At 68.1% G+C, this 16494-nt stretch carries 20 protein-coding genes; 10 read left to right on the forward strand and 10 right to left on the reverse strand.

Features of this window, described 5'->3' with window-relative positions; translation table 11 throughout:
- Nucleotides 1–111: 111 nt before the first annotated feature.
- Entirely contained in the window at nt 112–744 is a 633-nt protein-coding gene (locus BOX17_RS02480; protein ID WP_071941907.1) for an OmpW/AlkL family protein, read from the forward strand.
- An 82-nt stretch (nt 745–826) separates the two neighbouring features.
- On the opposite strand, the gene BOX17_RS02485 is transcribed toward BOX17_RS02480, so the two are convergent.
- Both BOX17_RS02485 and BOX17_RS02490 read right to left on the reverse strand, forming a co-directional pair.
- Nucleotides 827–1327: a gamma-glutamylcyclotransferase family protein gene (locus tag BOX17_RS02485; protein WP_071941908.1), complete on the reverse strand. Its 501-nt coding sequence runs from the start codon at nt 1325–1327 to the stop codon at nt 827–829.
- A gap of 9 nt (nt 1328–1336) precedes the next feature.
- Nucleotides 1337–1669 (reverse strand): YqcC family protein, encoded by a 333-nt coding sequence (locus tag BOX17_RS02490; RefSeq protein ID WP_071941909.1) that lies wholly within the window; start codon nt 1667–1669, stop codon nt 1337–1339.
- Nucleotides 1670–1972: 303 nt separating this feature from the next.
- On the opposite strand from BOX17_RS02490, the gene BOX17_RS02495 reads away from it, so the two are divergent.
- The 4 genes from BOX17_RS02495 to BOX17_RS02510 all read left to right on the forward strand — a co-directional run bounded on the left by BOX17_RS02495 (nt 1973) and on the right by BOX17_RS02510 (nt 4961).
- On the forward strand, nt 1973–2998 hold the full coding sequence (locus BOX17_RS02495; protein WP_071941910.1) for a DUF3549 family protein: 1026 nt from the start codon (nt 1973–1975) through the stop codon (nt 2996–2998).
- Between the two features lie 24 nt (nt 2999–3022).
- On the forward strand, nt 3023–3460 hold the full coding sequence (locus BOX17_RS02500) for an ATP-dependent zinc protease family protein (protein WP_071946567.1): 438 nt from the start codon (nt 3023–3025) through the stop codon (nt 3458–3460).
- A 38-nt stretch (nt 3461–3498) separates the two neighbouring features.
- Nucleotides 3499–4407: a 30S ribosomal protein S6--L-glutamate ligase gene (gene rimK / locus BOX17_RS02505; protein WP_071941911.1), complete on the forward strand. Its 909-nt coding sequence runs from the start codon at nt 3499–3501 to the stop codon at nt 4405–4407.
- A gap of 107 nt (nt 4408–4514) precedes the next feature.
- The gene (locus BOX17_RS02510) at nt 4515–4961 is read left to right on the forward strand and encodes a hypothetical protein (RefSeq protein WP_071941912.1); all 447 of its coding nucleotides are present in this window, start codon (nt 4515–4517) and stop codon (nt 4959–4961) included.
- Here the strand turns inward: BOX17_RS02510 and BOX17_RS02515 are convergent.
- The 7 genes from BOX17_RS02515 to BOX17_RS02545 all read right to left on the reverse strand — a co-directional run bounded on the left by BOX17_RS02515 (nt 4882) and on the right by BOX17_RS02545 (nt 11687).
- Nucleotides 4882–5664, reverse strand: a complete 783-nt coding sequence (locus BOX17_RS02515) for a SanA/YdcF family protein (protein WP_071941913.1) — start codon at nt 5662–5664, stop codon at nt 4882–4884. The two genes, BOX17_RS02510 and BOX17_RS02515, sit on opposite strands and share 80 nt — an antisense overlap.
- Before the next feature lie 19 nt (nt 5665–5683).
- The gene (gene sufT / locus BOX17_RS02520) at nt 5684–6256 is read right to left on the reverse strand and encodes a putative Fe-S cluster assembly protein SufT (RefSeq protein ID WP_071941914.1); all 573 of its coding nucleotides are present in this window, start codon (nt 6254–6256) and stop codon (nt 5684–5686) included.
- An 18-nt stretch (nt 6257–6274) separates the two neighbouring features.
- Nucleotides 6275–7516 (reverse strand): aminotransferase class V-fold PLP-dependent enzyme, encoded by a 1242-nt coding sequence (locus BOX17_RS02525; protein ID WP_071941915.1) that lies wholly within the window; start codon nt 7514–7516, stop codon nt 6275–6277.
- Between the two features lie 2 nt (nt 7517–7518).
- On the reverse strand, nt 7519–8868 hold the full coding sequence (sufD, locus tag BOX17_RS02530) for a Fe-S cluster assembly protein SufD (RefSeq protein ID WP_071941916.1): 1350 nt from the start codon (nt 8866–8868) through the stop codon (nt 7519–7521).
- Nucleotides 8865–9617 carry a Fe-S cluster assembly ATPase SufC gene (gene sufC, locus BOX17_RS02535; protein ID WP_071941917.1) on the reverse strand — a complete coding sequence of 251 codons (753 nt, stop codon included), beginning with the start codon at nt 9615–9617 and terminating at the stop codon, nt 8865–8867. Before sufC ends, sufD begins: the two co-directional genes overlap by 4 nt.
- A gap of 95 nt (nt 9618–9712) precedes the next feature.
- On the reverse strand, nt 9713–11155 hold the full coding sequence (gene sufB / locus BOX17_RS02540; RefSeq protein ID WP_071941918.1) for a Fe-S cluster assembly protein SufB: 1443 nt from the start codon (nt 11153–11155) through the stop codon (nt 9713–9715).
- A gap of 70 nt (nt 11156–11225) precedes the next feature.
- Nucleotides 11226–11687, reverse strand: coding sequence for an SUF system Fe-S cluster assembly regulator (locus tag BOX17_RS02545; protein ID WP_071946568.1), 462 nt, complete (start codon nt 11685–11687; stop codon nt 11226–11228).
- Between the two features lie 229 nt (nt 11688–11916).
- On the opposite strand from BOX17_RS02545, the gene BOX17_RS16915 reads away from it, so the two are divergent.
- The gene (locus tag BOX17_RS16915; RefSeq protein ID WP_164508622.1) at nt 11917–12060 is read left to right on the forward strand and encodes a hypothetical protein; all 144 of its coding nucleotides are present in this window, start codon (nt 11917–11919) and stop codon (nt 12058–12060) included.
- A gap of 98 nt (nt 12061–12158) precedes the next feature.
- Nucleotides 12159–13076 (forward strand): complex I NDUFA9 subunit family protein, encoded by a 918-nt coding sequence (locus tag BOX17_RS02550; protein ID WP_071941919.1) that lies wholly within the window; start codon nt 12159–12161, stop codon nt 13074–13076.
- Between the two features lie 2 nt (nt 13077–13078).
- Here the strand turns inward: BOX17_RS02550 and BOX17_RS02555 are convergent, their stop codons facing one another.
- Nucleotides 13079–13417, reverse strand: coding sequence for a zinc ribbon domain-containing protein YjdM (locus tag BOX17_RS02555; protein ID WP_071941920.1), 339 nt, complete (start codon nt 13415–13417; stop codon nt 13079–13081).
- 137 nt (nt 13418–13554) lie between these two features.
- Between BOX17_RS02555 and BOX17_RS02560 the strand changes: the two genes are divergently transcribed.
- The 3 genes from BOX17_RS02560 (at nt 13555) to BOX17_RS02570 (ending at nt 16450) form a co-directional block, all read left to right on the forward strand.
- Nucleotides 13555–14496: a 2-dehydropantoate 2-reductase gene (locus tag BOX17_RS02560; protein ID WP_071941921.1), complete on the forward strand. Its 942-nt coding sequence runs from the start codon at nt 13555–13557 to the stop codon at nt 14494–14496.
- A 67-nt stretch (nt 14497–14563) separates the two neighbouring features.
- On the forward strand, nt 14564–15202 hold the full coding sequence (locus BOX17_RS02565) for a DsbA family oxidoreductase (RefSeq protein WP_071941922.1): 639 nt from the start codon (nt 14564–14566) through the stop codon (nt 15200–15202).
- A 105-nt stretch (nt 15203–15307) separates the two neighbouring features.
- Nucleotides 15308–16450: a histone deacetylase family protein gene (locus BOX17_RS02570; RefSeq protein ID WP_244272195.1), complete on the forward strand. Its 1143-nt coding sequence runs from the start codon at nt 15308–15310 to the stop codon at nt 16448–16450.
- Nucleotides 16451–16494 lie beyond the last annotated feature (44 nt).

The raw sequence follows: 16494 nt of genomic DNA on the forward strand, positions 1-16494 counted from the left end.
GTGCCGCCCAATTCTTGCGCTGGATCAATGCTGCAATGGCGAGGTATCGATAAACTTCGCTCGATGTCTGACGCGGCCAGTGGCCGCCCTATCGAAGCCAGGAGTCGACCCATGCGCAAGAACGCCCTTCCCACCCTGCTGGCCGCCGGCCTTGCCGCCGCCGCCTTCACCTCCAGCACCCAGGCCTTCGCCTACGGCGCCGGGGACTTCTTCACCCGCGTGGGCGTGGCCAAGGTCGAGCCCAAGAGTGACAACGGCAAACTCACTGACGACGATCTGAAAATCGACGTCGAGGACGATAGCGCCTTCGCCTTTACCCTGGGCTATCGCTTCACCGACAAGATCGGCATGGAGCTGCTGGCCGCCGAGCCCTTCGACCACGGTTTCAGCATCGCCGACGGGGCTGTTACCGGCTCCACCGATCACCTGCCGCCGACCCTGACCCTGCAGTACTACCCGCTGGGCGGCACCGACGCCCGCGTGCAGCCCTATGCCGGCGTGGGCGTCAACTACACCACGTTCTCCGACGAAGAAATCAGCCTTAATCAGAGCCTCGAGCTGGATGACTCCTGGGGCGCCGCCGGCCAGCTCGGCGTCGACCTGCTGATCGACGACAACTGGGCGCTCAACGCCGCCGCCTGGTACCTGGACATCGATACCGACGCGAGCCTGGACGGAACTGATATCGGCACGGTCGAGATCGACCCGGTGGTGGTGATGGCGGGCCTCAGCTTCCGCTTCTGATCGCCCTCCCCACCCGAGACGACAGGGCCCGCCAGATGGCGGGCCCTGTCGCGTCTGGCGCCTGAGTTCGGCGTGAACGGGGTCAGCGCGGCGTGTGCCGCGAGAGGCCGAGCGCCGCCAGGGTCGGCTCGTCGAGCCCGGTCACCGCGTCCACCTCGGCCAGGCGAGCATGGTAATCGGGCGTCAGGAAGGGTTCCCCGGCCAGCAGGTGCTCCAGGTACTCCCGGGCCGGGCGCAGCGCACCGGCCGTCATGCCCGGCGCGGCGATATAGACCCAGGCCTCGATCGCCCCCTCGCACGTCGCGACCGGCAGGCGATGACGGTCGTACTCCTCGGGATAGCCCTCGAAGGGATCCATGTCGCGGATCTGGCCGGGATGCTCGAGCTCGAACAGCGCCCCCTCCACCCGATCGCCGGCCGACGCCGCCACGTTGGCATGGGCGATGCCCGCCACGCGCGAGGCCTTGTCGAAGCAAAGGACATGGTCGTGCAGCACGCCGGCCAGAGCCCGGCGGGTACGGCCGATCCGCGCGGCCACCCGGGTGGGGTTCATGTTGCTGCCATAGGCGAAGTAGTAGGGCATGGGGCGGTCTCAATTCTCGGTGACCAGGCGGTCGATCTCCTCGACCACGCGACACAACAGCAGCCGGTCGCTGGCGCGTGCGCCCTCCTGCGTCAGCCAGGCCTCCACCGCCGGCGCCACGTCGCACGTCGCCGGCATCGGCGCGCGCGCCTCGACCAGCGCCTCCAGGCGCACGATGAAGACGAAGCGCAGCCACTGGGGCAGGCTCATGGTGTCGATGCAGAATGGCTGGACGCTGTCGAAGGCGCCCGGCTCGGGGCGCTCCATGCGCCACAGGCTGGCGGCCTTCATGGTGGCCTCGAGCTCGCGCAGGGCGGTGCCGAGTTCGTCGTGAACGGTCATGGACAACCTCTCTGATGCATTTGGCGCCATTATCCCCGTTCGCCCCCGCCGCTGGCCACCCCGAGGGGTTTCCATCCCGTGAGCCGCCATGATCGCCCGCCTTGTGCACAGTGCACAGTGCACAGATATCCTGAACGCCCCTGTGGATAAACGTTGGAAAGGTGTCGCCTGCCCGCGTCCCATGCGCCCCGGCGTCGACTGGTCAGTAAATGACCAGCGCCTGTACGTCGATGCGACGTCCTCGGGCGGCTGACAGCACCCCGACACCGCGGTAGAGTGCACGGTTCGTGACCCGGAGACAGCATGCAACCGATCAACAGCCTTCATGATTTCTTCCAGCGCAGCGGTGCCGTGGTGAGGCTCTATCACCTGGGACGGCGGGTCGAGCCCTGCGCGCTGGAGACCCTGGCCGCCTTCGAGGCCGGCGACCTGGCCTGGCCGGCCCCCTGGCAGGGAACGGCACGCCTGGCCATGGTCTTCCGCCTGGGCGACATGCAGGATCCGCTCATCTGGTTCCTGGCCCTGCCGCTGGACGAGCAGGGTCACCTGGACCCGGCCCCCCGGGACGCCTTCGTGCAGCGCCTGCTGGAGACCCTGGGCCGCAGCGTGCAGGGCCTGGGCCGTGCCGAGGGCGACCAGATCGACAACCTGATGAAGGACAACCCGCTGGCCTTCAGCCCCTCACTGCCCTTCCAGGCCGTGCTGCATGCCCGCGCCAGCCGGGACGCCGGTCTGCCGGCCAGCGAGCACCTGGAGCCGGCCGAGGCCTATCTGACCGGCCAGCAGGCGATCGACTGGCGCGCCCTGGGGCTGCAGGGACTGGCCGATCTGGTCGTGCGCATGGACGCGGCCACGAGCCGGGCGCTGGCCGCCCGTCTCGACGCCCTGCCCGGCGAGGTCCTCGTCTCCCTGTGCTACTGTCTGGAGCATGTCGACATCGACGCCGAGCTGGCACGGGCACTGCGCCGGCGCGGTGAGGCCGCGGGCGCCGAAGGCGACATCGAGACCTTCTGCGCCTGCGTGCGGGCGATGGGCGGGGCCTCGACCGATGAAGCGGGCGCCTGGTTCGACGTGCTGCTCGACGACCCAGACGCCTGCGGCCCCGACCTGCTGGCGGCCATGGCCGGGCGTGGCTGGCACCACCTGGAGGACGCCGAGCGCCTGCCCCGCTTCCTCACGCGCCTGGCCGAGACCCCCGGGGCCGACTTCACGGCCGTGGCCCGCGACCTGGCGCTGATTCCGCGGCTGCGTCTGCCGGTGCTGATGACGCTGCGCGAGGCCGAGGCGGACTCCGCCATTGGCCGGCGCCTGGCAGGCCTGTCACGCTGAGCGCAGAGACCTGGGAGCGAGATGATGAAAGAACTGCCCTATACGCCCAAGGCGGTGATCGGTCGCCGCGAGATGGTCACCCTGCCGGAGCTTCACCTGACCCTCTGCGCCAAGGCCGATACCGGCGCCCGGACCTCGGCGCTGCACGCCGAGGACATCGAGTCCTATGAAGAGGATGGCCACCTCTGGGTCAGCTTCACCACCCGCAGCGGCGGCCCCGGCACGCCCGCCCACGTCCACCGCATGCACCTGCACGACCGGCGTCGGGTGACCAGCTCCAACGGCCAGGCCGAGTGGCGCTACGTGATCCGCACGACGATGCAACTGGGCACCCTGGAATTCCCGGTGGAACTCAGCCTGACTGACCGCCGCGACATGCGCCACCCGATGCTGCTGGGACGGCGGGCGCTGCGCCGCCTGCTGGTGGCGCCCGGCGTCGCCTTCCTCCACGGCGAACCCTGACCCTCATTCCCCGACCACCGACCCAGGAGCCCCCCTGAATGCATATCGCGCTGCTGTCCCGAAACCGTAACCTCTACTCCACGCGTCGCCTGATCGAGGCGGCCGAGCAGCGGGGTCACAGCGCACGCGTGGTCGACACCCTGCGCTGCTACATGAGCATCGCCTCGCACCACCCCTCGATCCACTACAAGGGGCAGGAGCTCGAGCCCTTCGACGCGGTGATCCCGCGCATCGGCTCCTCGATCACCTTCTATGGCTGCGCGGTGCTGCGCCAGTTCGAGATGATGGGCACCTACGTGCTCAACGACAACGTGTCCATCACCCGCTCCCGGGACAAGCTGCGCTCGCTGCAGCTGCTGTCACGCAAGGGACTGGGACTGCCGATCACCGGCTTCGCCCACTCCCCGGACGACATCCCCGACCTGATTACCATGGTCAGGGGCGCGCCCCTGGTCATCAAGCTGCTGGAGGGCACCCAGGGGATCGGCGTGGTGCTGGCCGAGACCAACCAGGCGGCCGAGAGCGTGATCCAGGCCTTCATGGGCATGAAGGCCAACATCATGGTGCAGGAGTACATCAAGGAGGCGAGGGGCGCGGATATCCGCTGCTTCGTGATCGGCGACAAGGTGGTCGCCTCGATGAAGCGACAGGCCGCCGAGGGCGAGTTCCGCTCCAACCTGCACCGTGGCGGCAGCGCCACCACGATCCGCATCACCCCGGAGGAGCGCTCCACGGCCATCCGTGCCGCCAAGGCCATGGGGCTGAGGGTGGCCGGCGTCGACCTGCTGCGCTCCAACCATGGGCCGGTGATCATGGAGGTCAACTCCTCGCCGGGACTGCAGGGCATCGAGACGGCCACCGGCAAGGACATCGCGGGCCTGATCATCGAGCACCTGGAGCGCAACGCCGCCCCGCGTCACAAGGTCCCGCCCCGCCCCAAGGGATGACCATTCCCCCAAAGGCTAACGGGGAACCCCCGATTTATTGAGCCCCGGGGGTGGCAAATGCAGGGCGACAGCCCCACAATCTGCGTCACCGAAGGAGGTGACCGCTCATGTTTCTCGACAATCGCCAGGTGGCGATGGACAGCGCCCTCGAGGCGATGGCCGACAGCATCGACTACTTTCAGGACAACATCGAGCGCCTGCACCCGACGCTGCGCGACAGCCTGAAGCCCCACTACGAGGCACGGGCCAGGTGCATGCAGGAGCTGCAGGAGCTGTCGCGCAAGCACCTCAACCTGCTGCCCCGCGACGCCGATGTCGAGCGCGACGACTACATGTGGCTGTGGAGCCGCCTGAAGAGCTTCGTCGGCAACGAGAGCCTGGTGGTGATCGGTGAACTGCTGGAACAGGAACGGGTGCTGATGCAGGCTCTCTCCACGCTCTTCACCCATCCCCTGCCCGAGTCTCTCGAGACGGTCATCGAGGAGTGCTGGAAGGGCTGCCGGTCGTTGATTCGCGAGCTGTATCGTCTCCAGAAGGAGCGCCAGAAGCGCTGAACATACCCGGCGGCAACAGCAGGCGATCGCGCTCCCGCGGCATGATGTCCAGCGGCTCGAGCGGCCCCAGGAAGTGCGGCTCGCGCCCCCACACGTAGAGATCCCCCAGGGTCGCCACCCGGGCCACCCACTCCCGCAGCCTCAGCCGCCAGAGCCCGGACACCACGCGCTCAGGTGCCGCACAGCCGCGCACCTCGAGGCCCATCGCCTCGCCGATGAACAGCGCTCGCGGCAGGTGCCAGTCCTGGGTGATCAGCAGCGCCCGTTCCACGCCGAACACGTCCTTCGCCCGCGCCAGGGTGTCGAAGGTGCTGAAGCCGGCATAGTCCAGGGTCATGTCCTCGTCGCGCACGTCGCGGCCGCGCAGGTCACGCCACATGGTGACGGGCTCGTTGTAGTAGCGGGTGCTGTTGTCACCGGAGATCAGCAGGTGATTCACCCGACCGAGATGGATCAGCCGGGAGGCGGCATCCATTCGCCCCTCGAAGTGCGGGTTGCGGCCCCCGCTGCGTGTCCAGTGGGAGGTGCCGAAGACGATGCCCACGGGTTCGCTGACGCACTTCTGCGGATCGTCCTCGATGCGACCGAGGGTCCTCCCCAGTACATAGAAGTTGGCCAGCATGAACATCACGCCCGCCAGGAGCGCGAGCGCTCCCAGCGTCATGAGTATGGCCTTGAAGACCTTCCAGAGTGGCAGGCGCATGGATCTCCCCGGGGAACGGCTAGAACATCCCCAGTTCCAGCTTCGCCTCGTCGCTCATCATCTCACGACTCCAGGGGGGATCGAACACGATCTCGGTATGGACCTTGCTGATCTGCGGGGCGCCCAGGATCTTGTTGCGGGCGTCGGCGGCAATCACGTCGCCCATGCCGCAGCCCGGTGCGGTCAGGGTCATGCGAATGGTGACGATGCGCTCGCCGGTGATCAGCCGCTCGATGCGACAGCCATAGACCAGGCCCAGGTCGACGATGTTGACGGGAATCTCGGGGTCGAAGCAGGTGCGTAGCTGGTCCCACACGAACTGTTCGATCTCCTCCTCCGAGGCCTCCTCGGGCAGCGTCGGGCGAGGCAGCGCCTCGAGGCCCAGGGCATCCAGGTTGGCGCCCTCGACCAGGTAGAGGCGCCCCTCGTAGCCCACGCTGACGGTGCTTCCCTTGGCCTGCATCACGCTGACGATGCTGTCCTCCGGCAGGGTCACGGTCTTGCCGAACGGAATGGAGATCGCCTCCACGTCACGCTGCAGGGGCAGCTCCTGTCCCTTGTGGAGGGTGGCAATCTGCTCGATATCGCTCATGTCGCTCCTTGATAGGCCTCAGCGCAGCATGCCGACGACGCGCTCGAGCCCCTCGACGAAGACGTCGATCTCCTCGGGCGTGTTGTAGGCGGCGAAGGATGCCCGGCAGGTGGCGTCCACCCCGAACTGCGCCAGCAGCGGCTGGGCACAGTGGTGACCGGTGCGGATCGCCACGCCGAGCTGGTCGATCAGCAGCCCGATGTCCTGGGAGTGCGCCCCGTCGACCACGAAGGAGAGCACGCCGGCCTTCTCCGGGGCGGTCCCCAGCAGGCGCAGCCCCTCGATACGCTGCACGCCCTCGGTGGCGTGCTCGAGCAGTCGGGCCTCCCAGGCACCGATCAGCGGAAGGCCGATGTCGTCTACCCACTGCAGGGCACGCCCCAGGGCAATCACCTCCGCAATGGCGGGAGTGCCGGCCTCGAACTTGTGGGGGATGTCGGCAAAGGTGGTCGGCGTCTCGAAGGAAACCGTCCGGATCATCTCGCCGCCGCCCTGCCAGGGGGGCATCGCCTCGAGCAGCTCGGCGCGGCCATGGAGCACGCCGACGCCGGTGGGGCCATAGACCTTGTGGCCGGAGAACGCATAGAAGTCGGCATCGATGTCCTGCACATCGATGGCCTGGTGGGGCGCGGCCTGGGCACCATCGACCAGGATCAGTGCCCCGTGCTCATGGGCCACGCGGGCCATCTCGCGCACCGGGTTGACGGTGCCGAAGGCGTTGGAGACATGGTTCACCGCGACCAGCCGGGTGCGCTCGGTGAAGAGGTCGCGATAGGCCGACAGGTCCAGCACCCCGCGCTCGTCCACCGGAATCACCTTGATCGTGAACCCCAGCTCGCCGGCCAGCAGCTGCCAGGGCACGATGTTCGAGTGATGCTCGAGACGCGAGATCAGCACCTCGTCGCCGGCCGTCAGGTTGGCCCGACCCCAGCTGTTGGCCACCAGGTTGATCGCCTCCGTGGTGCCACGGGTGAAAACGATCTCGCGATGGTCCACGGCATTCAGGAAGGCGCGCACCGTTTCGCGGGCCCCCTCGAAGGCCGCGGTGGCCTCGTCGGCCAGGGTGTGCAGGCCACGATGGATGTTGGCGTTGTAACGGCTGTAATAGTCGTCGAACACCTCGATCACCTGGCGCGGCGTCTGGCTGGTGGCGGCATTGTCCAGGTAGACGAGGGGCTTGCCGTGGACCTCCCGGTCGAGGATCGGGAAGTCACGTCGCAGCTTCGACACATCCAGCGTCAGATCGCTGAAATCGGCCATGCTTACTCCTCGTTCAGGGCCGCGGCGGCTTCCACCAGGCCGGCCAGGTGGAAACGATCGGGCAGCTTGCCGGCGACCGCCAGCTCCACACGTTCGGCCACGACATCGAGATCCACCTGCTCCATCACCTCGCCGGCGAAGGCCAGGGTCAGCAGGCCGCGGGCCGTCTGCTCGTCGATGCCGCGGGCCCGCAGGGCGAACACCGCTTCCTCGTCGAGCTGGCCGGTGGTGCTGCCGTGGGAGCACTTGACATCGTCGGCGTAGATCTCGAGCTCGGGCTTGGTGTCGATCTCGGCGCGGTCGGAGAGCAGCAGGTTGGCGTTGTTCTGGAAGCCCTCGATCTGCTGGCTGTCCCGCTTGACCACGACCTTGCCGTTGAACACGCCATGGGCCCGGTCGTCGAGGATGCCCTTGTAGTTCTCGTTGGAGAAGGTGCGCGGCGCGTTGTGGTTGACCAGGGTGTGGTTATCCACGTGCTGGCGTCCCTGGCCATAGAAGAGGCCGTTGAAGTTGGCCTCGGCTCCCTGGCCATTGAGTTCGGCCACCAGGTCGTTGCGCACCAGGCCACCGCCCAGGTTGAGGTTGAAGGAGGTGTAGCGGCTGTCGCGGGCCTGCTCCACGTGGATGCTGGCCACGTGCAGGTCCTTCAGCGGCGCCTCCTGCAGCTTGTAGTGGGTGAGGATCGCCCCGCGCTCCAGGATGATCTCCTCCACCAGGTTGGTGAAGTTGGCGGCGCCCTCCTCGCCCACGTGATGCTCGATCACCGTGGCCTCGCTGCGGCCGGCCATCTGGATCAGGATGCGCGGATGGCTCATCACTGCCTGGTCGCCCTCCCGGGAGAGGAACTGCAGGACGATGGGCTTCTCCACATGGGTGCCCGGGGCGAGGCGCAGCACGGCGCCCTCCTCCATGAAGGCGGTGTTGAGCGCGGCGAAGGCCGAGAACTCCACCCCGGTCAGACGACCCAGGGGGCCACCCACCGCCTCGTGGTTCTCCTCGAGGGCCGCCGAGAGCGGCACCAGCTGCACGCCATCGGGCAGCTCGTCGAGGCGCGACAGGGCCGGGGCGAAGACGCCGTCGACGAAGGTCAGCCGATGGGCCTCGATGGGCAGCGTCAGCGCCGCCGCGCTGGCGGGAGAGAACTCGGCATCGCCGGCCAGGGCGAAGTCGCCCCGGGCGATGGCGCGCACGTCGGTGTACTTCCAGGCCTCGACACGACGATGGGGAAAGCCCATGGCCTCGAAGCGCGCGGCCCCTGCCTGGCGCCGGGCGGCGATCCAGGTGGGTTCCGGCCCTCGCTCGGCATTGCGCTCGGCCAGGCGGTCGAGAAAGGTCTTCACGTCGTCACTCATGCGGCGGACTCCTCCTGCAGCCAGTCATAGCCGCGGCTCTCGAGCTCGCGCGCCAGATCGGCATCGCCGCTCTTGACGATACGGCCGTCGACCAGCACGTGGACCCGGTCCGGCACGATGTAGTCGAGCAGGCGCTGGTAGTGGGTCACCAGCAGGATGGCCCGGTCCTCGGCGCGCAGGGAGTTGACGCCGTCGGCCACCACCTTCATGGCATCGATGTCGAGGCCGGAGTCGATCTCGTCGAGCATCGCGAGCCGGGGCTCGAGCACCAGCATCTGCAGGATCTCGTTGCGCTTCTTCTCGCCGCCGGAGAAGCCCTCGTTCACGGCCCGCTGCAGGAAGCTGGTGTCCATCTTCATGGAAGCCACCTTCTCCTTGATCAGCTTCATGAACTCCGGTGCCGGAATCTCGCCCAGGCCCTGCGCCTCACGCTTGGCGTTCAGCGCCGCCTTGAGCAGGTAGATGTTCTTCACCCCGGGGATCTCCACCGGATACTGGAAGCCCAGCAGCAGGCCGGCGCGGGCGCGCTCCTCGATCTCCATCTCCAGCACGTCCTGGCCCTCGAAGGTGATCGAGCCCTTCGTCACCTCGTAGCCCTCCTTGCCGGCGATCACCGCGGACAAGGTCGACTTGCCGGCCCCGTTGGGCCCCATGATGGCGTGGACTTCACCGGCATTGATGGTCAGGTCGAGCCCCTTGAGGATCTCGGAACCCTCGACCGTGACGTGCAGATCCTTGACTTCGAGCATGTTGACTACCTTCTGATCTGTCAGCCGCCGCAGCGGCTCGCATAGATAAAATTCGTTTCTCACTCACCCGGAACGCGGCATGCGCGTCATGCCGCCTAGCCGACAGCACCTTCCAGAGTGACGTTGAGCAGCGCCTCGGCCTCCACGGCGAACTCCATGGGCAGCTCCTGGAAGACGTCCTTGCAGAAGCCGTTGACGATCATGCTGACCGCGTCCTCCTCGGAGATGCCCCGGCTCTGGCAGTAGAAGAGCTGGTCCTCACCGATCTTGGAGGTGGTGGCCTCGTGCTCGACGGTGGCGGTGCTGTTGCCGATCTCCTGGTAGGGGAAGGTGTGGGCGCCGCACTGGTCGCCGATCAGCAGGGAGTCGCACTGGGTGAAGTTGCGCGCCCCCTTGGCCCGCGGGCCCACCTTCACCAGGCCGCGATAGGACTGGTTGCTGCGGCCGGCGGCGATACCCTTGGAGATGATGCTGGAGCGGGTGCCCTCGCCGATATGGATCATCTTGGTGCCGGTGTCGGCCTGCTGACGGCCGTTGGTCACGGCCACGGAGTAGAACTCGCCGATGCTGTCCTTGCCGCGCAGCACGCAGGAGGGATACTTCCAGGTGATGGCGGAGCCGGTCTCGACCTGGGTCCAGCTGATCCGCGAGCGGTCGCCGCGGCAGTCGCCGCGCTTGGTGACGAAGTTGTAGATGCCGCCCTTGCCGTCCTCGTCGCCCGGGTACCAGTTCTGCACCGTGGAGTACTTGATGTAGGCATCCTCGAGCGCCACCAGCTCCACCACCGCGGCGTGCAGCTGATTCTCGTCACGCTGGGGCGCGGTGCAGCCCTCCAGATACGACACCTGGGCCCGGTCTTCACAGATGATCAGGGTGCGCTCGAACTGCCCGGTGTTCTCGGCGTTGATGCGGAAGTAGGTGGAGAGCTCCATGGGGCAGGTCACCCCCTCCGGCACGAAGACGAAGGAGCCGTCGGTGAACACCGCCGAGTTGAGCGCCGCAAAATAGTTATCGCCCTGGGGCACCACGCTGCCGAGGTAGCGCTTGACCAGTTCCGGGTAATCGCGGATCGCCTCGGAGATGGAGCAGAAGATCACCCCCGCCTCATAGAGCTTCTCCTTGAAGGTGGTCGTCACCGACACCGAGTCGAAGACCGCGTCCACCGCCACGCCTGCCAGGGCCGCCCGCTCGTGCAGCGGTATGCCCAGCTTCTCGTAGGTCTCGAGCAGTTTGGGGTCGACCTCGTCGAGGCTCTGGGGCTTGTCCTCGTCACGCTTGGGGGCGCTGTAGTAGGAGATCGCCTGGTAGTCGATGGGCGGGTAGTCGAGATGCGCCCAGGAGGGCGGCGTCATCTTGAGCCACTGGTGGTAGGCCTTGAGGCGCCACTCCAGCATCCACTCCGGCTCACCCTTCTTATTCGAGATGAAGGCGATGGTGCTCTCGTCCAGGCCGGGCGGTACCGTGTCGCTCTCGATGTCGGTCACGAAACCTTCCTTGTATTCGCGACGGACAAGCTGTTCCATTTCCTGACTTGCCATGATGTCTCCCCTCCCGGGCGGTTGGGTCAGCGAGCACTGGCTCGCCTCGGGTAGTGAAATGCTCGAATGGTCAGGCCTCGGCGGCCAGACTCACGCTCTGAATGGGCAGCTGCACCGGCAGCTTGATCGGATCGGTAGCGGCCAGGTGCGCCAGGGTCACGCTGTCGAGCAGGGCGCGGATGGCCAGGGACACGCGCTGCCAGTTGTCCGCCACCCCGCAGGTGGCGGCCAGGTCGCAGTCGCCGCCGGCCTGGCTGCACTCGGTCATCGCCACCGGCCCCTCGATGGCCGTGATGATATCGGTGGCGGTGATCCGGGAGGCGGGACGCGCCAGCGAGTAGCCCCCCTGGGCGCCCCGCCGGGACTCCAGTAGTCCGGCCCGAACCAGCATCTTCAGCGTCTTGCTGACCGTGGGGTGCGGCAGCTGGACCGCCTCGGCGAGTTCCGCCGCGGCATGGGGCTGCTCGGGGTGCCGGGCGATCTGCGCCATCACCACCGCCGCGTAATCGGTCAGTCTGGAAAGCTTCAGCAAGGCCTGACTCCCCGGGGCCATGCCCCTCGTGTTCGATTGGGGACCAGTTTAGTCCTGTATGAAAATGATGTGAAGCCCCGCCGCCCGGGAAGCCTCCGGGACGGCAGGATCACGACACGTTTGATGACTTTCGCATACAAACGCCAATCATTCTCACTTCTGGCGCAACCACCTTTCCTCCGGGTCACCGCCTCGGTAGCATGGCCGTAACCCACGGGAGGCAGAACCGATGACGACATCCTTCATGCTGCTGATCGGTGCCGCGCTGACGGTGCTGGCCGTCCTGCACTGGCTGGTGTTTCGCCTGGTCAGGCGGGCGATCGCCCGCTCGTCCGCGGCCGACCGGAGCCTCGACGATTCGCGCCGGGACTGAGCGCTGCCGAGGGCAACGTGCAGGCGAGGCACACCCGGCCCGTTCTTGCAGGCCCGGCGCGGCCTCGCGATATCCTTTGAGCCATCACAGGAGAGCCGATGAGGCGTGAGGGTCCGATCACGGTCTTCGGCGGCACCGGCTTTCTCGGTGATGCCATCGTCCGGGAGCTGGTGGAGGCTGGCCATGTGGTGCGTATCGCCGCCCGCCACCCGGCGCTGCCCGCCTGGGTCGAGGAAGGGGACGTCATCGAGCTGGCCACCGCCGATATCCGCGACGAGACCAGCGTGGCCGCCGCGCTGGCGGGCGCCAGCGCCGTGGTCAATGCCGTCAGCCTCTACGTGGAGACGCGCGAGACCAGCTTCGAGGCGATCCACGTCACGGGGGCCGGGCGGCTGGCCCGCCTGGCCCGGGCGGCCGGGATAGAGCGGCTGGTGCAGGTCTCGGGCATCGGGGCGACCCCCGATTCGCCCTCTGCCTACGTGCGGGCCCGCGCACGCGGCGAGGAGGCAGTGCTGGACGCCCTGCCCAAGGCGATCATCGTGCGCCCCAGCGTGATGTTCGGGCCCCACGATGCCTTCCTGTCGGGCCTGGAAGGCCTCACCCGACTGCCGATGATCCCGCTGTTCGGCCGCGGCACGAACCGGCTGCAGCCGGTGCACGTGGGGGACGTGGCCCGTGCCATCGCGCTGCTCACGGGCCACCCCGCCACCGAGCGGCGCTTCTTCGAGTTCGGCGGGCCCGAGGTGCTGAGCTACCGCGAAATCCTCGAGGCGCTGCTGGCCCACCTTCAGCGCGAGCGGCCCCTGGTGCCGCTGCCCTTCCCCGCCTGGCGGCTCGCCGCCGCCCTGGTAGGCTGGCTGCCCGGGCCGCCGTTGACCCGCGACCAGGTGATCCTGATGCAGGCCGACAACGTCGCTGACGAGGATGTCGGCGGCTTCCGTGACCTGAAGATCCTGCCCCACTCGCTGCGCGAGAGCCTGCCGAGCTGCCTGCCGTCAGCGCCTGCCAAAGCCTGAGGTCAGGCCTTCTTGACGAACTCGGACTTGAGCTTCATCGGCCCGATGCCGTCGATCTTGCAGTCGATGTCATGGTCACCCTCGACCAGGCGGATGTTCTTGACCTTGGTGCCGACCTTCACCACCGACGAAGAACCCTTGACCTTGAGGTCCTTGACCACGGTCACGGTATCGCCGTCGATCAGCGGATTGCCGTTGGCATCGCGGACCACCGCCTCGCTCTCGTCCGGTCCGGCGGCGTCCTTCGACCATTCATGGCCGCATTCCGGGCAGACATGCTGGATGCCGTCGTCGTAGGTGAATTCGGAACCGCACTCGGGGCAGGGGGGCAGATCGCTCATCGATGATGTCCTGGTCAATGGAAGGAAGGCGGGAAGCCTACACTCCGCGCCCGCGATGCTCCAGTCGGTCATCGCCCCGTCGCGCGCGCCCCGGTATGCTCCCGGGGTGGAGTTCCGGAAGGCAGAGGAGATATCGGATGAAGATCGCGATCATGGGAAGCGGGGGCGTGGGCGGCTACTTCGGCGCCCGCCTGGCACAGGCCGGCGAGGACGTCACCTTCATCGCCCGCGGCGAGCACCTGGCGGCGATCCGTCGCGACGGCCTCGCCGTGTCGAGCGTCGAGGGCGACGTGACCATCGCCCCGGCCAGCGCCAGCGATGACCCGGCCGAAGTGGGCGTGGTGGAGGCGGTGATCGTGGCGGTGAAGGCCTGGCAGGTCCGCGAGGCCGCCGAGGCCATCCGTCCGATGGTCGGCCCCGCCACCCTGGTGCTGCCGCTGGAGAACGGCGTGGAGGCCGCCGACACCCTGGCCGAGGTCCTCGGCGAGACCAGCGTGCTCGACGGCCTGTGCGGCATCCTGGCCTGGCGCGAGGGGCCGGGCCGGATTCGCCATGCCGGCGTCTCCCCCTTCGTGCGCCTGGGGCCCCGTCGCCCCGACCAGGCCGAAGGCGCCCGGCGGCTGCAGGCCACCCTGGATCGGGCCCCGGGCATGCATGCCGAGATCCCCGACGACATCCAGGCCGCGGTCTGGAGCAAGTTCCAGTTCATCTGCGCCATGAGCGGCATCGGGGCCATCACCCGGGCCCCCATCGGGGTGACCCGTACCCTTCCCGAGACCCGCTCGCTGACCGAGCAGCTGCTCGACGAGATCACGGCGGTGGCCCGTGCCCGGGGGGTGGCCCTGCCGGAGGACGCCGTGGAGCGTGCCATGGGATTCATCGACGCGCTGCCGGCCGAGAGCACGGCCTCCATGCAGCGCGACATCATGGCGGGTCGGCCCTCCGAGCTGGAATCCCAGAACGGCGCAGTGGTGCGCCTGGGCCGGGAGGCCGGCGTCGACACCCCGGTCAACGCCATGATCCATGCCGCCCTGCTGCCCCAGGAGAGGGCGGCACGAGGCGGCGGGGAAAGCGGGTAGGTCGACGTGTCCTCTCCCGGGCCTGCTGTTACCCTGTCGGGCCATGCCGTGACACTCAGGAGGCCCGATGACCCGGCCGCGCATCACCCTCGATGTCTTCAGCGACTACGTCTGCCCGTTCTGCTACCTGGAAGCGCCCGAGCTCGAGGCCCTGGCCGAGCGCTTCACCGGCGAGGTGGCGATCCGCTGGCGGGCCTTCGAGCTGCGCCCCGAGCCCGAGCCGACCCTCGATCCCGACGGCGACTACCTGCACGACATCTGGGAGCGTGCCGTCTATCCCATGGCGGCGGAGCGCGGCATGACCCTGAGGCTGCCGCGACGCCAGCCCCGCTCGCGGCTGGCCCACGAGGCCAGCGCCTGGGCCGGCGAGCAGGAAGGCGTCCGTCCCGGTGCCGGCGACGCCATGCGCACGGCGCTGTTCCGAGGCTTCTTCGAGGAGAGCCTGGACCTGGCCGATCCCGAGGCACTCGTCCAGGTGGCCGACGGCCTCGGCCTGGACGGCGCAGGACTGCGCCGGGCCCTGGCCGAGGGTGACTACACCGACCGGGTGCTGGCCGACCAGCGACTCGCCGGCGAGCTCGGCATCGGCGGCGTGCCGGGGCTGCGCTTCTCGCTGGACGGCGAGCACGCCGGAGTGCTCGAGGGCGCCCAGCCGCGCCGCCAGCTGTTCCTGGCCATGGAACGGCTTCTGGACCTGATGCGCTGAGGGAATGGGCCATGCTTCCCCCCGAAGGCCGGCCCCCTGATATGCTGTAGCCGGTGGCATGATTCATCTCGCCGTTAACGGCGCGCACAACCAGGAGCCTTCACCGTGGCCGAACCGAACAGCGTGATCGCCTTCTATGACGAGCGGATGCTGGCCCATGAGCCCAACATCGAGGTGCCCTTCCTGCCGGGGCGCATGGACAAGCGAGTCCGCTCATTGCTGTCGGGCCTGGGCGTGCCCTGGAAGTATCCCGAACACCCCGCCCGGCTCACCGCCATCCGACACCTGCTGGACCTCGAGCCGGTGCCCGGCGTGACCTTCGAGACGGGCATGGCCGCCACGCGCGAACAGCTGTCGCGCGTCCACACCAACTCCTATCTCGACAGCATCTACCAACTGCGCGGCAAGAGCGCCTGGCTGGACGTGGATACCACCGCCGTGTCTCCCGGCAGCCTCGAGGCCGCCGAGATCGCCGCCGGCACCGCGATCGCCGCCGTGGAAGCGGTGGTCGAGGGGCGCGCGGAGAGCAGCTTTGCGCTGGTGAGGCCCCCCGGACACCATGCCGAACCGGTGCGCGCCCGCGGCTTCTGCCTGTTCAATAACGTGGCGGTGGCGGCGGCCCATGCGCGGGCCGCGCTGGGCTGCCAGCGGGTCATGATCATCGACTGGGACGCCCACCACGGCAACGGCACCCAGGACATCTTCTGGGCCGACCCGGATGTGCTGTTTCTCGACATCCATCGGGCCTCGCCCTTCTATCCCGGCTCAGGGAACCTCGAGGAGGTCGGGGTGGGCCTCGGGGATGGCACCATCGTCAACGTGCCGCTGCCGGCCGATGCCGGCGACGCCGCCTATCTCAAGGCCTTCCACGAGATCCTGGTCCCGGCGGCCGAGTGGTTCAAGCCCGACCTGATCCTGGTCTCGGCGGGGTTCGACCCCCACAGCCACGACCTGGCGCTGAACGTCTCCTATGACGGCTTTTCCGCCATGACCGGCATCCTGCAGGGCCTGGCACGCCGGCAGTGCGGAGGAAGGCTGGCCTTCGTGCTGGAGGGGGGCTACAACCTGATATCGCTGTCGCGTGGCGTCAGGTCGGTGCTGAAGGTACTGGCCGGCGATGAGCCACCGGAGCCCGGCCAGCGCGGCCTTGCCGAGGTGGAGGCCGCGGCGGCCTTTCATCGCCCCGCCTTCGTCATCGAACCGGAAGCCTCGGATACCCCGCCCGACGCCGGCCAGGATCGGCAGTAAACCCAGGTGAAGGCCTCAGGCTCGCCATGCCGACCAAGCCCTTC

The sequence above is a fragment of the Halomonas aestuarii genome (assembly GCF_001886615.1).
In the GTDB taxonomy this organism is placed as follows: Bacteria; Pseudomonadota; Gammaproteobacteria; order Pseudomonadales; family Halomonadaceae; genus Halomonas; species Halomonas aestuarii.